This window comes from Acidovorax sp. FG42 (assembly GCF_057809195.1).
In genome coordinates, this window is record NZ_JBMDJM010000004.1 from 93,269 (window position 1) to 107,904 (window position 14,636).

Sequence of the window (14,636 nt, forward strand, 5' to 3'; positions counted from 1 at the left end):
TCAGGCGGCGACTGTGCAGAGGACTTCGGCGTCTTGCAATAGGGCAGGAAACGGCTCAGGCGGCGGTGCATCGGTGAACAGGCGGTCGATCTGTGCCAGCGTGGCCAGTTGCACCATGGCCGGGCGGTTGAACTTGCTGAAGTCGGCTGCCAGCCAGACCTCGCGCGCGTGTTCGATGATGGTTTGCGCCACCTTCACCTCGCGGTAGTCGAAGTCGCGCAGCGACCCGTCCGGCTCAATACCCGAAATGCCGATGAGCGCAATGTCCACCTTGAACTGGCGGATGAAATCCACCGCCGCTTCGCCTACGATGCCCCGGTCGCGCGCGCGCACCACGCCGCCCGCCACGATGACCTCGCACTCGGGGTTGCCGCTCAGGATGGCGGCCACATTCAGGTTGTTGGTGATCACGCGCAGGCCCCGGTGGTGCAGCAGCGCCTTGGCAATGGCCTCGGTGGTGGTGCCGATGTTCAGGATCAGCGAGCAGTCGTTGGGCACCTGTTCGGCCACGGCGCGCGCAATGCGTGCCTTGCCTTCGGCATGCAGGTTTTCGCGCTGGGTGTGTGCCAGGTTCTCCACCGTAGAGCTGGGCACGCGCACGCCGCCATGAAAGCGCGTGAGCAGTCCCGACTCCGCCAGGCGCTGCACGTCGCGGCGCACCGTCTGCAGCGTGACCCCCAGGGTGTCGGCAAGTTGTTCCACCGTGGCGGACTTGCGCGCGCGCACTTCTTCGAGGAGTTGGAGTTGGCGGGGATTGGTGTTCACGGTGGGGTGTGGTGCGCAGTGGTTTGTCACCGAATCGTAACGAATCTGAAACATCCGCTTGGGCGCCCGGTGGCACGCTAAAGACTGTAAATCGAACAAAAACGAATTGATTAAGGGTAAACCTTGATTCGATTCGAACAAAAAGGAACAAAAATGAAAAAGATCGAAATTTGAGGGCTGCCGTGCGTGTGTGCAGCCCTTTCACACAGGCCGCAGGGCCGGAAGAGGATGCTTCATGCAGCTGGCGTTGGACAGCATCAGCAAAAAAGTCGGGGCGCAGACCTGGCTGTACGACATGAACCTGTCGCTGCAGCCCAATGCCGTGACGGTGTTGCTGGGGGCGACCCAGGCGGGCAAGACCAGCCTGATGCGCATCATGGCGGGGCTGGATGTGCCCACCCACGGGCGCGTGTTGGTGGATGGCAAGGACGTGACGGGCACCCCCGTGCGCGACCGCAATGTGGCCATGGTCTACCAGCAGTTCATCAACTACCCCTCGATGAAGGTGGCGGCCAACATCGCATCGCCCCTGAAGCTGCGCGGCGAAAAGAACATTGACGCCCGTGTGCGCGAAATCGCCAGCCGCCTGCACATCGACATGTTCCTGGACCGCTACCCGGCCGAGCTGTCTGGCGGGCAGCAGCAGCGCGTGGCCTTGGCCCGCGCCCTGGCCAAGGGTGCGCCGCTGATGCTGCTGGACGAACCCCTGGTGAACCTGGACTACAAGCTGCGTGAAGAACTGCGCGAGGAGCTGACCCAGCTGTTTGCTGCCGGTCAGTCCACCGTGGTCTACGCCACCACCGAGCCGGGCGAGGCCCTGCTGCTGGGCGGCTACACGGCGGTGCTGGACGAAGGCCAGCTGCTGCAGTACGGCCCCACGGCCGAGGTGTTCCATGCGCCCAATTCGCTGCGCGTGGCGCGCGCTTTCAGCGACCCGCCGATGAATCTGATTGCCGCCTCGGCAACCCCTGCCGGGGTGCGCTTGCAGGGCGGCCTGGAGCTGAGCGTGCCGCTGCCACAAGGCGTGGCGGCAGCCGCCGGCCTCACCGTGGGCGTGCGCGCCAGTGCGCTGCGGGTTGCGGCCCGCCCGGGCGACGTCAGCGTGGCGGGGGTGGTGGAGCTGGCCGAGATTTCGGGCTCCGACACCTTTGTGCACGCGGCCACGCCCTGGGGCGACCTGGTGGCGCAGCTGACCGGCGTGCATTACTTTGAACTGGGCACGCCCATCACGCTGCACCTGGACCCCGCCCAGGCCTACGTGTTTGGTGCCGACGGCCGACTGGCCTGGGCGCCCGCCCGGCCTGCTACCGCACAAGGAGGGCGCTGACATGGCCCGCATCAGCCTGGACTTGGCGCATTCGTACAAGCCCAACCCGCAGCAGGACAGCGACTACGCGCTGCTGCCGCTCAAGATGGAGTTCGAGGACGGCGGCGCCTATGCGCTGCTCGGCCCCTCGGGCTGCGGCAAGACCACCATGCTCAACATCATGTCGGGCCTGCTTGTGCCCTCGCATGGCAAGGTGCTGTTCGACGGCCGCGACGTGACGCGCGCCAGCCCGCAGGAGCGCAACATTGCGCAGGTGTTCCAGTTCCCCGTGATCTACGACACCATGACGGTGGCCGAGAACCTGGCTTTTCCGCTGCGCAACCGCAAGGTGCCCGAGGACCAGATCAAGCAGCGTGTGGGCGTGATCGCCGAGATGCTGGAGATGAGCGGCCAGCTCAACCAGCGCGCTGCAGGCCTGGCAGCCGATGCCAAGCAGAAGATCTCGCTGGGCCGTGGCTTGGTGCGCGCGGACGTGGCCGCCGTGCTGTTCGACGAACCGCTCACGGTGATCGACCCGCACCTCAAGTGGCAGCTGCGGCGCAAGCTCAAGCAGATCCACCACGAACTCAAGCTCACGCTGATCTATGTGACCCACGACCAGGTGGAGGCGCTGACCTTTGCCGACCAGGTGGTGGTGATGACGCGCGGCAAGGCCGTGCAGGTCGGCTCGGCAGACGCCTTGTTCGAGCGACCTGCGCACACCTTTGTGGGGCACTTCATTGGTTCGCCGGGCATGAACTTCCTGCCGGCGCACAGCGAGGGTGACAGCCTCACCGTGGCCGGCAACCGCCTGGTCAGCCCCGTGGGCCGCGCGCTGCCCGCTGGCGCCCTTCAGGTCGGCATTCGCCCCGAATACCTGGCGCTGGCCCAGCCGCAACAGGCCGGTGCACTGCCCGGCACGGTGGTGCAGGTGCAGGACATTGGCACCTACCAGATGCTGACCGCCAAGGTGGGCGAGCACACCGTCAAGGCGCGTTTCACGCCCGAGACGCGCCTGCCATCGGCCGGTGACACGGCCTGGCTGCAGGTGCTGGGTGAGCACACCTGCTTTTACAAAAATGAGGAGTTGCTGGCATGAGCGCAACCACCAAACCCGTCAACCAGAAAGCCTGGTTCCTGATCCTGCCCGTGATTCTGTGTGTGGCCTTCTCGGCCATCCTGCCGCTGATGACGGTGGTGAACTACTCGGTGCAGGACATCATCAGCCCCGAGCGCCGCGTGTTTGTGGGTACCGAGTGGTTCGTGCAGGTGATGCGCGACGAGGAGCTGCACGCCGCGCTGTTGCGCCAGCTCACCTTCTCGCTGGCCGTGCTGGCGGTGGAGATTCCCTTGGGCATCCTGCTGGCGCTGTCCATGCCCGCGCAGGGCTGGAAGTCGTCCGCCGTACTGGTGGTGGTGGCGCTGTCGCTGCTGATTCCGTGGAACGTGGTGGGCACCATCTGGCAGATCTATGGCCGTGCCGACATCGGCCTCATGGGCCGGCTGCTGCAGGAGATGGGCATCGAATACAGCTACACCGGCAACGCCACGCAGGCCTGGCTCACGGTGCTGCTGATGGACGTGTGGCACTGGACGCCGCTGGTCGCGCTGTTGGCGTTTGCCGGTCTGCGCTCCATCCCCGACGCGTACTACCAGGCGGCCCGTATTGACGGCGCGAGCAAGTTCGCAGTGTTCCGCTACATCCAGCTGCCCAAGATGCGTGGTGTGCTGATGATTGCGGTGCTGCTGCGCTTCATGGACAGCTTCATGATCTACACCGAGCCCTTCGTGCTCACCGGTGGCGGACCGGGCAATGCCACCACTTTCCTGAGCCAGTACCTCACGACCAAGGCCGTGGGCCAGTTCGACCTGGGGCCTGCCGCAGCGTTCTCGCTGATCTATTTCTTCATCATCTTGCTGCTGTGCTTCATCCTCTACAACTGGATGCAGCGCGTGGGCACCGCCAGCAACGAAGGAGCCGGCCATGAATGAAAAGCGCTTCCAGAAGCGGTCGATCTTTCTGGTGGTCTACCTGCTGTTCGCGCTGTTGCCCATCTACTGGATGGTCAACATGAGCTTCAAGACGAACGAGGAGATCCTGTCGACCTTCACGTTCTTCCCTCAGCACTTCACCTGGGCCAACTACAAGACCATCTTCACGGACGAGTCCTGGTACTCGGGCTACATCAACAGCCTGATCTACGTGGGCATCAACACGGTGATTTCGCTCACCGTGGCGCTGCCTGCGGCCTATGCCTTCAGCCGCTACCAGTTCCTGGGCGACAAGCATGTGTTCTTCTGGCTGCTGACCAACCGCATGACGCCGCCGGCCGTGTTTTTGCTGCCGTTCTTTCAGCTGTACACCACCGTGGGGCTCATGGACACGCACATCGCGGTGGCGCTGGCGCACCTGCTCTTCAACGTGCCGCTGGCGGTGTGGATTCTCGAAGGCTTCATGAGCGGCATCCCGCGCGAGATCGACGAGACGGCCTACATCGACGGCTACAGCTTTCCGCGCTTTTTCGTGACCATCTTCCTGCCGCTGATCAAGGCGGGCGTGGGTGTGGCGGCGTTCTTCTGCTTCATGTTCAGCTGGGTGGAGCTGCTGCTGGCCCGCACGCTGACCAGCGTGAACGCCAAGCCCATCGTGGCCACGATGACACGCACGGTGAGCGCGAGCGGCATGGACTGGGCGACGCTGGCCGCTGCCGGGGTGCTGACCATTGTGCCGGGCGCCATCGTGATCTGGTTTGTGCGGCACTACATCGCAAAAGGCTTTGCGATGGGCCGGGTTTGATATGAGGGGAAGCCGACCAATGAACCACAACAACCCGCAGCAGAGCGCGCTCTGCTTCCCAAGCCAGCGGCAGCCGCGGAGCGGGCTTTGCCCGGCCGCGGGCTGCGTCCCCCTGGGGGGAAGCGCCGCAGGCGCTCAGGGGGGTACCCATGTTTGACTGGATGGCCTGGACGTTGCCGGTGGCGGTGTTCTTCACGTGCATCGTGCTGATGCTGATCGGCATGACGGTGTGGGAGATCAAGTCGCCCACGACGATGCGCAAGGGCTTCTTGCCGCTGGAGACCACGCGCGGCGACCGCCTCTTTATCGGCCTGCTGTCAGCGGCCTACGTGAACCTGATTTTTGTGGGCATCAGCGGCAAGCTGGTCCAGTGGTTCAGCCTGTCGGCCGAGCCGTCGGTGTGGATCAGCTTTGTGGCGTCGATGGCGCTCTTGGTGCTGATCCTGCGCAAGGGTTGAAGCAAAAACAGCCGGTAGCGCCAGAGAAATATGCGCTGCTAGCTATTGATTTTGTAGTGTCGAAGGCCTGGCCTGGTTCCCCCCCGGGTTGGTGCCGGTCTACCAATGGGGGTCTCAATCTGAGAGGAGACAGCAATGAAGATGCAGTTCAAGGCGATCGCTTTCGCCGCCGCGGCTCTGGCGATGGGGCAGGCTGCCTGGGCCGGCGAGGCCGAGGCCAAGAAGTGGATCGACAGCGAATTTCAGCCATCCACGCTGAGCAAAGACCAGCAGATGGCCGAGATGAAGTGGTTCATCGACGCAGCCAAAAAACTCCAGGCCAAGGGCGTGAAGGAGATTTCGGTCGTTTCCGAAACCATCACCACGCACGAGTACGAATCCAAGACGCTCGCCAAGGCGTTTGAAGAAATCACCGGCATCAAGGTCAAGCACGACCTGATCCAGGAAGGTGACGTGGTCGAGAAGCTGCAGACCTCCATGCAGTCGGGCAAGTCCATCTATGACGGCTGGATTTCGGACTCGGACCTGATCGGCACGCACTACCGCTACGGCAAGATCATGAACCTGACCGACTACATGGGCGGCGCAGGCAAGGAGTGGACCAACCCCGGCATCGACATCAAGGACTACATCGGCACCAAGTTCACCACGGCGCCCGATGGCAAGCTGTACCAGCTGCCCGACCAGCAGTTTGCCAACCTGTACTGGTTCCGCGCCGACCTGTTCGACCGCAAGGACCTGAAGGACAAGTTCAAGGCCAAGTACGGCTACGACCTGGGCGTGCCACTGAACTGGTCGGCCTATGAAGACATCGCCGAGTTCTTCACCAACGACGTGAAGAACATCGACGGCAAGCCGATCTATGGTCACATGGACTACGGCAAGAAGGATCCGTCGCTGGGCTGGCGCTTTACCGATGCCTGGCTGTCCATGGCAGGTTCTGCCGACATTGGCACGCCCAACGGCCTGCCGATCGACGAGTGGGGTATCCGCGTGGCCGACGACAAGTGCACCCCCGTGGGCGCCAGCGTGGCCCGTGGCGGTGCGACCAACTCGCCCGCCGCCGTCTACGCCCTCACCAAGTACGTGGACTGGATGAAGAAGTACGCGCCCAAGGAAGCCACGGGCATGACCTTCGGCGAAGCCGGCCCCGTGCCCGCCCAGGGCCAGATCGCCCAGCAGATCTTCTGGTACACCGCCTTCACGGCCGACATGACCAAGCCCGGCCTGCCCGTGGTGAACGCCGACGGCACGCCCAAGTGGCGCATGGCCCCCGGCCCCAACGGCCCCTATTGGAAGCAGGGCATGCAGAACGGCTACCAGGACGTGGGCAGCTGGACCTTCTTCAAGGACCACGATGCCAACAAGACGGCTGCCGCCTGGCTCTACGCCCAGTTCGTGACCGCCAAGACCACGTCGCTGAAGAAGACCATGGTGGGCCTGACCCCGATCCGCGAGTCGGACATCCAGTCCAAGGCCATGACCGACATGGCACCCAAGCTGGGTGGCCTGGTGGAGTTCTACCGCAGCCCTGCCCGCGTGGCATGGTCGCCCACCGGCACCAACGTGCCTGACTACCCCAAGCTGGCCCAGCTGTGGTGGAAGAACGTGGCCCAGGCGGTGACGGGTGAAAAGACGCCCCAGGGCGCCATGGACACCCTGGCTGACGAAATGGACCAGGTGATGGCCCGCCTGGAGCGTGCCGGCATGGCCCACTGCGCGCCCAAGCTGAACCCCAAGAGCGATCCTTCCAAATGGCTGAGCGACAAGCAGGCACCTTGGGCCAAGCTCGCCAATGAGAAGCCCAAGGGCCAGACGATTGCCTACAACACGCTGCTGCAGGCGTGGAAGGACGGCAAGACGCGCTGACCCACAGATCAAGGGGTTCTTGTAACCACCATTGATCGGCAGCCAGGGCTCACAAGGTCTCTGGCTGCCTTTTTTGCTCCATACCGCCCCGGCCTCCATAGGGCTTGGGGCGGGTTCTCACCCCGGGAGTGTCAGGAATTCAAGGGTAAACCCTTGGTTTTTACTCCGCCCATGGACAATCACCCCATGACCATTGCCACCGCTCCCCTCCCCACACGGCGCGCCGACCTCCTGGCCCGCCTGGCCCAGCCGCACCAATATGACCTCGCCGTGATCGGCGGGGGCGCGACGGGCCTGGGGGTGGCGCTCGATGCTGCGGCACGCGGCTTCAGCGTGGTGCTGGTGGATTCCCACGATTTCGCCAAAGGGACGTCGTCCCGCGCCACGAAGCTGGTGCATGGCGGAGTCCGTTACCTGGCGCAGGGCAATATCGCCCTGGTGCGCGAGGCGCTGCACGAGCGCACCACGCTGCTGCACAACGCGCCCCATCTGGCGCAGCCATTGCCTTTCGTGATGCCGTCGTACCGTTTCTGGGAGACCCCCTTTTACGGCGTCGGACTGATGATGTACGACGCGCTGGCAGGCAAGGCGGGCCTGGGCGCCACCCAGTTCCTGGGGCGCGAGAGCACCCTGCGGTGCTTGCCCACCGCCCGTACCGAGGGCCTGAAAGGCGGGGTCAAATACTGGGATGGCCAGTTTGACGATGCGCGCCTGGCGCTGGCGCTGGCGCGCACGGCGGCCAGCCTGGGCGCCTTGGTGGTCAATTACTGTCCGGCCAAGTCGCTGGTCCACGAGGCCGGAAAGGTCGTGGGCTTTGTCTGCGAGGACGCGGACAGCGGCCAACAGTTCACCGTGCGCGCCCGGTCGGTGGTCAACGCCACGGGCGTGTGGGTGGACACCCTGCGCCAGATGGACGGCGAAGCCATCGGGCGGCCCGTCAAGCCCATGGTGGCGCCCAGTCAGGGCGTACACATTGTGGTGGACCGGGAGTTCTTGCCGTCCGACCACGCCTTGATGGTGCCCAAAACGGCCGATGGCCGCGTGCTGTTTGCCGTGCCCTGGCTGGGCAAACTCATTCTTGGCACCACCGACAGCCCGCGCCAGGACGTGGTACGGGAGCCCGAACCGTTTCGGGAGGAAGTGCGCTTCATCCTGGAGGAGTCCGCGCGCTACCTGACCCGCGCGCCCCGCGTCGAGGACATCCGCAGCATCTGGGTGGGCTTGCGCCCGCTGGTCAAGCCGCAAGACGACGACGGTGACAACACCAAGAAGATCAGCCGGGAGCACACGGTGCTGGCCAGCCGCAGCGGCCTGATCACCGTGACCGGCGGAAAGTGGACCACCTACCGGGCCATGGCCGAAGATGTGTTGCAAAAATGCTTCACCACGGGCCTGCTGCCCGAAAAGCCGGCAGGCGTGACGAACCAGCTGCCGCTGGTAGGCACGCCACGGGAGCCGGTCCAGCACCGGATCAGCGACGCCCAGGGGTTGCACTCCTATGGCAGCGAAGCGGCCGAGGTGCGGGCGATGCCAGGCGCACAAACAGATTTGGGCGGCGGCCTGACCGAGGCCATGGTCCGTTTTGCGGCCCGGTTTGAATATGCCTGCACGGTGGAAGATGTGCTGGCACGCCGTTCGCGCCTGCTGTTCCTGGACGCCCGCAAGGCCCTGGAGTTGGCGCCCGTCGTCGCTCGCATCCTGCGCGAAGAGCTGGGCTCCGACCCGCAACTGGACGCCTTCCTGGCGCTGGCGCCACAGTATCTGCATGTACCTGCATAACACGGGCTTGACTTCCCGAAAGTGTTTTGCAATAATCGAGGGCTTCGCGTTTCCTACGTGAAGTTTCTGCCCAGCGGGAAGTGCTGCAAATGGTTTGCGGTGCGGACGACGGGCCCAAGACTGACTGGCTGATTTGCAGCCCTTGAGAAGTTCTCTGGGGCTGTTGTCTTCTGGTGCAAGTTGGGAATATTGAAATGATCCAGACAGAATCTCGGTTAGAGGTTGCCGACAATACCGGCGCCAAGTCCGTCCTTTGCATCAAGGTGCTGGGTGGCTCGAAGCGTCGCTATGCAAGCGTTGGCGACATCATCAAGGTGAGCATCAAAGAAGCCGCTCCACGTGGCCGCGTCAAAAAAGGCGAGGTTTACAGCGCAGTGGTGGTTCGCACGGCGAAGGGTATTCGTCGCGGCGACGGTTCGCTCGTCAAATTCGACGGCAATGCTGCAGTGTTGCTGAATGCAAAGTTGGAGCCTATCGGCACCCGCATCTTTGGACCCGTGACGCGTGAACTGCGTACCGAAAAGTTCATGAAGATCGTGTCCCTGGCTCCTGAAGTTCTCTAAGGACGCGCCATGAACAAGATTCGCAAGGGCGACGAAGTCATCGTGCTGACCGGCCGTGACAAGGGCAAGCGTGGCACCGTCACGCTGCGCAAGGATGACTCCCACCTCGTCATCGACGGTATCAACCTGGTCAAGAAGCACGCCAAGCCGAACCCCATGAAGGGTACGACCGGCGGCATCATCGAAAAGGCCATGCCGATTCACCAGTCCAACGTGGCCATCTTCAATGCCGCTACTGGCAAGGCTGATCGCGTGGGCATCAAGGTGCAGGCTGACGGCACACGCGTTCGCGTGTTCAAGTCCAGCGGCGCTGAAATCAAGGCGGCCTAAGGGGTAAACATGGCACGACTCCAAGACATTTACCGCGACAAGATCGCTCCCGAACTGACCAAGCAGTTCGGTTACACCTCGCCGATGCAGGTTCCCCGTCTGACCAAGATCACCCTGAACATGGGCGTGAGCGAAGCAGTCTCGGACAAGAAGGTGATGGACAACGCCGTGGCTGACCTGACCAAGATTGCCGGTCAGAAGCCTGTGGTGACCAAGGCCAAGAAGGCTATCGCCGGTTTCAAGATCCGCGAAGGCCAGGCCATCGGTTGCATGGTCACGCTGCGTGGCGTGCAGATGTATGAGTTCCTGGACCGTTTCGTGACCGTGGCTCTGCCCCGCGTTCGTGACTTCCGTGGTATCTCCGGTCGCGCTTTCGACGGCCGTGGCAACTACAACATCGGCGTCAAAGAACAGATCATCTTCCCTGAAATTGAGTACGACAAGGTTGACGCTTTGCGCGGTCTCAATATCAGCATCACCACGACGGCCAAGTCTGACGAAGAAGCCAAGGCGCTTCTCGCTGGTTTCCGTTTCCCGTTCAAGAACTGAGGCGAAGCATGGCTAAAGTAGCTTTGATCCAGCGCGAACTGAAGCGCGAAAAACTGGCAGCCAAGTACGCAACCAAGTATGCGGAACTGAAGGCAATCGCTGGCGATGCCAAGCGCAGCGACGAAGAGCGTGATGCAGCCCGCCTGGGCCTGCAAAAGCTCCCCCGCAATGCCAACCCCACGCGTCAGCGCAACCGTTGCGAAATCACCGGTCGTCCACGCGGCACCTTCCGTCAATTCGGTCTGGCTCGCGCCAAGATCCGCGAACTGGCTTTCAATGGCGACATCCCCGGTGTCACCAAGGCCAGCTGGTAAGCAGGCAGGAGAGATTAAACATGAGCATGAGTGATCCCATCGCTGACTTGCTGACCCGCATCCGTAACGCACAGATGGTCTCCAAGGCCACGGTTCTGGTGCCTTCTTCCAAAGTGAAGATCGCCATCGCCCAAGTGCTGAAGGACGAAGGTTATATCGACGGCTTCCAGGTCAAGACCGAAGCTGGCAAGTCCGAACTCGAAATTGCCCTGAAGTACTACGCAGGCCGTCCCGTGATTGAGCGCATCGAGCGCGTCAGCCGCCCTGGTCTGCGTGTCTACAAAGGCCGTGATTCCATTCCACAAGTCATGAACGGTCTGGGTGTGGCAATTGTCACGACGCCCAAGGGCGTGATGACCGATCGCAAAGCGCGTGCTACCGGTGTCGGTGGCGAAGTGCTCTGCTACGTGGCCTAACCCGCGGCATTGAGGAGAAACTGAAATGTCCCGAGTAGGAAAAATGCCCGTGACCATCCCCGCAGGTGTGGATGTGTCCGTGAAAAGCGACCAGATCTCTGTGAAGGGTTCTGGCGGCACCCTGTCGCTGGCGCAAAACGCGCTGGTGAAGGTGTCCAGCAATGACGGCAAGCTCAGCTTTGAGCCTGCCAATGATTCCCGCGAAGCCAATGCCATGAGCGGCACGATTCGCCAGTTGGTCAACAACATGGTGGTCGGTGTCAGCAAGGGCTTTGAAAAGAAGCTGAGCCTGGTGGGCGTGGGTTACAAGGCTGCTGCAGCCGGTTCCAAGCTCAATCTGGCCGTCGGTTATTCGCACCCGGTCAACATCGAGATGCCCGCTGGTATCACGGTTGCCACCCCCACGCCCACAGAAGTGGTGATCAAGGGTGCCGATCGTCAACGCGTCGGTCAGATCGCTGCTGAGATCCGTGCTGTTCGTCCACCCGAGCCCTACAAGGGCAAGGGCATCCGCTATGCGGACGAAAAGATCACGATCAAAGAGACCAAGAAGAAATAAGGAGCTGCAACATGTTGACCAAGAAAGAGCAGCGTCTTCGTCGTTCGCGTCAGACCCGTATCCGCATTGCACAGCAAGGCGTGGCACGTCTCACCGTGAACCGTACGAACCTCCATATCTACGCCAGTGTGATTTCCGGCGACGGCAGCAAGGTGCTGGCAAGCGCTTCGACGGCAGAAGCCGACGTGCGCAAGTCGCTCGGCGGTTCGGGCAAGGGTGGCAACGCCGCTGCAGCCCAGGTCATCGGCAAGCGTATCGCTGAAAAGGCGAAGGCTGCAGGTGTCGAGAAGGTTGCATTTGATCGCGCAGGCTTTGCCTACCACGGTCGCGTCAAGGCTCTGGCCGACGCAGCCCGTGAAGCCGGCCTGCAGTTCTAAGCGGAGCGGAATACAAAATGGCTAAATTTCAACCCAAAGTGCAAGACGAAGGTCGTGACGACGGTCTGCGCGAAAAAATGATCGCGGTCAACCGCGTGACCAAAGTCGTGAAGGGTGGCCGTATCCTCGGTTTCGCTGCACTGACCGTGGTTGGCGACGGTGACGGCCGCGTGGGCATGGGCAAGGGCAAGTCCAAGGAAGTGCCTGCTGCCGTGCAAAAGGCGATGGAAGAAGCTCGCCGCAACATGGTCAAGGTGTCTCTGAAGAACGGCACCATCTATCACAACGTGACCGGCCATCATGGCGCGGCTGTCGTGATGATGGCTCCCGCTCCCAAGGGTACCGGTATCATCGCCGGCGGCCCGATGCGCGCAGTCTTTGAAGTGCTGGGTGTGACCGACATCGTGGCCAAGAGCCATGGTTCGTCCAACCCCTACAACATGGTCCGTGCTACCTTTGACGCGCTCGTCAATTCGACGACTCCGTCGAACGTTGCAGCCAAGCGCGGCAAGACAGTCGAAGACATCTTCGCCTGAACCGGAGCCTGAATATGACAACGCAACAAACCGTCAAGATTCAACTGGTGCGCAGCCCGATTGGCACCAAGGAATCGCACCGCGCCACCGTTCGTGGCCTGGGCCTGCGCAAGCTGAACAGCGTCAGCGAATTGAAGGATTCGCCCGAAGTTCGCGGCATGATTAACAAGATCAGCTACCTGGTCAAAATCGTCTGAGAGATAGATCATGGAACTCAATAGCATCAAGCCCGCAGACGGCGCCAAGCATGCCAAGCGCCGCGTAGGCCGTGGTATCGGCTCCGGCCTGGGCAAGACCGCTGGCCGTGGTCACAAGGGCCAAAAGTCCCGCTCCGGTGGCTACCACAAGGTGGGCTTCGAAGGCGGTCAAATGCCTCTGCAACGTCGCTTGCCCAAGCGTGGCTTCAAGTCGCACCTGCTCAAGTTCAATGCGGAAGTCACGCTGACAGCCCTGGACCAGCTGGGTCTGGCTGAAGTGGACGTTCTGGCACTGAAGCAAGCTGGTCTGGTTGGCGAGCTGGCCAAGGTGGTCAAGGTCATCAAGAGCGGTTCCCTGACCAAGGCAGTCAAGCTGTCTGGCGTGGGCGCTACGGCAGGTGCCAAGGCAGCCATCGAAGCTGCTGGCGGCAGCGTCGCCTGAGTGTGGCACTGAAGGAAGGCATCTGTGGCTACTAGCGCGGCTCAAATTGCAAAGACCGGAAAATTCGGCGACCTGCGTCGGCGTCTGGTTTTTCTGTTGCTGGCGCTGGTCGTGTACCGCATCGGGGCGCATATCCCCGTGCCGGGCATCGATCCAGCCCAACTTCAGCAGCTGTTCAGTGGCCAGCAGGGCGGCATCCTGAACCTGTTCAACATGTTCTCGGGTGGCGCGCTGTCGCGTTTCACGGTGTTTGCTCTGGGGATCATGCCGTACATCTCGGCATCGATCATCATGCAGCTGATGACGTACGTGCTGCCCGCCTTCGAGCAGTTGAAGAAGGAAGGCGAAGCCGGCCGCCGGAAGATCACGCAGTACACCCGCTATGGGACCCTGGGCTTGGCCCTGTTCCAATCGCTGGGTATTGCAGTAGCCCTTGAAAGCTCTGCAGGTCTGGTACTGAGCCCCGGTTTTGGCTTCCGCCTGACGGCAGTGGTCAGCCTCACAGCAGGAACGATGTTCCTGATGTGGCTGGGTGAGCAGATCACGGAGCGTGGTCTGGGCAACGGGATCTCGATCCTGATCTTCGGCGGCATCGCTGCCGGTCTGCCCAGCTCGATCGGTGGTCTTCTGGAATTGGTGCGCACCGGTGCAATGAGCATCCTCGCAGCGATCTTCATCGTCATCGTGGTGGGTCTCGTGACTTACTTCGTGGTGTTTGTGGAGCGTGGACAGCGCAAGATCCTGGTGAATTACGCACGACGACAAGTCGGTAACAAGGTGTATGGCGGCCAGTCGTCGCACTTGCCCTTGAAGCTGAACATGGCGGGTGTGATTCCTCCGATCTTTGCATCGTCGATCATCCTGCTGCCTGCGACCGTGGTGAACTGGTTCAGCGCTGGCGAATCGATGCGTTGGCTCAAGGACATCTCGGGTGCACTGACGCCAGGTCAGCCGATCTATGTGATGTTCTACGCTGCGGCGATCGTCTTCTTCTGCTTCTTCTACACGGCTTTGGTGTTCAACAGCCGCGAGACAGCAGATAACCTGAAAAAGAGCGGCGCGTTCATTCCGGGCATTCGTCCAGGTGAGCAAACTGCACGCTACATCGACAAGATCCTGGTTCGCCTGACGTTGGCGGGCGCGGTATATATCACTTTTGTGTGTCTGCTGCCCGAGTTCCTGATCCTGAAGTACAACGTTCCGTTTTACTTTGGTGGAACCTCGCTGCTGATCATTGTGGTGGTGACCATGGACTTCATGGCCCAGGTCCAGAACTACATGATGTCGCAACAGTACGAATCGCTGCTCAAGAAGGCGAACTTCAAGGGCGGTGCAGGCGGTTGATAGCATCAAGGCAGCGCACAGCGCTGTCTGCAAAG

At 61.9% G+C, this 14,636-nt stretch carries 19 protein-coding genes; 18 read left to right on the forward strand and 1 reads right to left on the reverse strand.

Annotated features, from left to right (window positions below; translation table 11 throughout):
• Entirely contained in the window at positions 1–765 is a 765-nt protein-coding gene (locus tag ACODSM_RS06255; RefSeq protein WP_056648352.1) for a DeoR/GlpR family DNA-binding transcription regulator, read from the reverse strand.
• Between the two features lie 235 nt (positions 766–1,000).
• Between ACODSM_RS06255 and ACODSM_RS06260 the strand changes: the two genes are divergently transcribed.
• From ACODSM_RS06260 to secY, 18 genes are all read left to right on the forward strand, one after another.
• Positions 1,001–2,092 carry an ABC transporter ATP-binding protein gene (locus ACODSM_RS06260; RefSeq protein WP_015016026.1) on the forward strand — a complete coding sequence of 364 codons (1,092 nt, stop codon included), beginning with the start codon at positions 1,001–1,003 and terminating at the stop codon, positions 2,090–2,092.
• A gap of 1 nt (position 2,093) precedes the next feature.
• The gene (locus ACODSM_RS06265; protein WP_488804698.1) at positions 2,094–3,170 is read left to right on the forward strand and encodes an ABC transporter ATP-binding protein; all 1,077 of its coding nucleotides are present in this window, start codon (positions 2,094–2,096) and stop codon (positions 3,168–3,170) included.
• Complete coding sequence (locus ACODSM_RS06270; RefSeq protein ID WP_015016024.1) at positions 3,167–4,063, forward strand: carbohydrate ABC transporter permease; 897 nt, start codon at positions 3,167–3,169, stop codon at positions 4,061–4,063. The genes ACODSM_RS06265 and ACODSM_RS06270 overlap by 4 nt, the downstream gene beginning before the upstream one ends.
• Complete coding sequence (locus ACODSM_RS06275) at positions 4,056–4,868, forward strand: carbohydrate ABC transporter permease (RefSeq protein WP_015016023.1); 813 nt, start codon at positions 4,056–4,058, stop codon at positions 4,866–4,868. The genes ACODSM_RS06270 and ACODSM_RS06275 overlap by 8 nt, the downstream gene beginning before the upstream one ends.
• Positions 4,869–5,017: 149 nt before the next feature.
• Complete coding sequence (locus tag ACODSM_RS06280) at positions 5,018–5,326, forward strand: DUF2160 domain-containing protein (RefSeq protein WP_015016022.1); 309 nt, start codon at positions 5,018–5,020, stop codon at positions 5,324–5,326.
• A 135-nt stretch (positions 5,327–5,461) separates the two neighbouring features.
• Positions 5,462–7,195 carry an ABC transporter substrate-binding protein gene (locus ACODSM_RS06285; protein WP_015016021.1) on the forward strand — a complete coding sequence of 578 codons (1,734 nt, stop codon included), beginning with the start codon at positions 5,462–5,464 and terminating at the stop codon, positions 7,193–7,195.
• 186 nt (positions 7,196–7,381) lie between these two features.
• A complete protein-coding gene (locus ACODSM_RS06290; RefSeq protein ID WP_291444286.1) occupies positions 7,382–8,974 on the forward strand; it encodes a glycerol-3-phosphate dehydrogenase/oxidase in 1,593 nt (530 codons plus the stop codon).
• 194 nt (positions 8,975–9,168) lie between these two features.
• Positions 9,169–9,537 (forward strand): 50S ribosomal protein L14, encoded by a 369-nt coding sequence (gene rplN, locus ACODSM_RS06295; protein WP_007861702.1) that lies wholly within the window; start codon positions 9,169–9,171, stop codon positions 9,535–9,537.
• Between the two features lie 9 nt (positions 9,538–9,546).
• Positions 9,547–9,867: a 50S ribosomal protein L24 gene (gene rplX / locus ACODSM_RS06300; protein ID WP_060987447.1), complete on the forward strand. Its 321-nt coding sequence runs from the start codon at positions 9,547–9,549 to the stop codon at positions 9,865–9,867.
• A 9-nt stretch (positions 9,868–9,876) separates the two neighbouring features.
• On the forward strand, positions 9,877–10,416 hold the full coding sequence (rplE, locus tag ACODSM_RS06305; protein WP_015016018.1) for a 50S ribosomal protein L5: 540 nt from the start codon (positions 9,877–9,879) through the stop codon (positions 10,414–10,416).
• A gap of 8 nt (positions 10,417–10,424) precedes the next feature.
• Positions 10,425–10,730, forward strand: coding sequence for a 30S ribosomal protein S14 (rpsN, locus tag ACODSM_RS06310; protein WP_015016017.1), 306 nt, complete (start codon positions 10,425–10,427; stop codon positions 10,728–10,730).
• Positions 10,731–10,750: 20 nt separating this feature from the next.
• Entirely contained in the window at positions 10,751–11,146 is a 396-nt protein-coding gene (gene rpsH, locus ACODSM_RS06315; protein WP_005793636.1) for a 30S ribosomal protein S8, read from the forward strand.
• A 25-nt stretch (positions 11,147–11,171) separates the two neighbouring features.
• Positions 11,172–11,705, forward strand: coding sequence for a 50S ribosomal protein L6 (rplF, locus tag ACODSM_RS06320; RefSeq protein WP_015016016.1), 534 nt, complete (start codon positions 11,172–11,174; stop codon positions 11,703–11,705).
• An 11-nt stretch (positions 11,706–11,716) separates the two neighbouring features.
• On the forward strand, positions 11,717–12,082 hold the full coding sequence (gene rplR / locus ACODSM_RS06325) for a 50S ribosomal protein L18 (RefSeq protein ID WP_015016015.1): 366 nt from the start codon (positions 11,717–11,719) through the stop codon (positions 12,080–12,082).
• Between the two features lie 17 nt (positions 12,083–12,099).
• Positions 12,100–12,618 carry a 30S ribosomal protein S5 gene (rpsE, locus tag ACODSM_RS06330; protein ID WP_015016014.1) on the forward strand — a complete coding sequence of 173 codons (519 nt, stop codon included), beginning with the start codon at positions 12,100–12,102 and terminating at the stop codon, positions 12,616–12,618.
• Positions 12,619–12,632: 14 nt separating this feature from the next.
• A complete protein-coding gene (rpmD, locus tag ACODSM_RS06335; protein ID WP_005793644.1) occupies positions 12,633–12,815 on the forward strand; it encodes a 50S ribosomal protein L30 in 183 nt (60 codons plus the stop codon).
• Between the two features lie 10 nt (positions 12,816–12,825).
• Positions 12,826–13,257, forward strand: a complete 432-nt coding sequence (gene rplO / locus ACODSM_RS06340) for a 50S ribosomal protein L15 (protein ID WP_015016013.1) — start codon at positions 12,826–12,828, stop codon at positions 13,255–13,257.
• Between the two features lie 24 nt (positions 13,258–13,281).
• On the forward strand, positions 13,282–14,601 hold the full coding sequence (secY, locus tag ACODSM_RS06345) for a preprotein translocase subunit SecY (protein ID WP_015016012.1): 1,320 nt from the start codon (positions 13,282–13,284) through the stop codon (positions 14,599–14,601).
• Positions 14,602–14,636 lie beyond the last annotated feature (35 nt).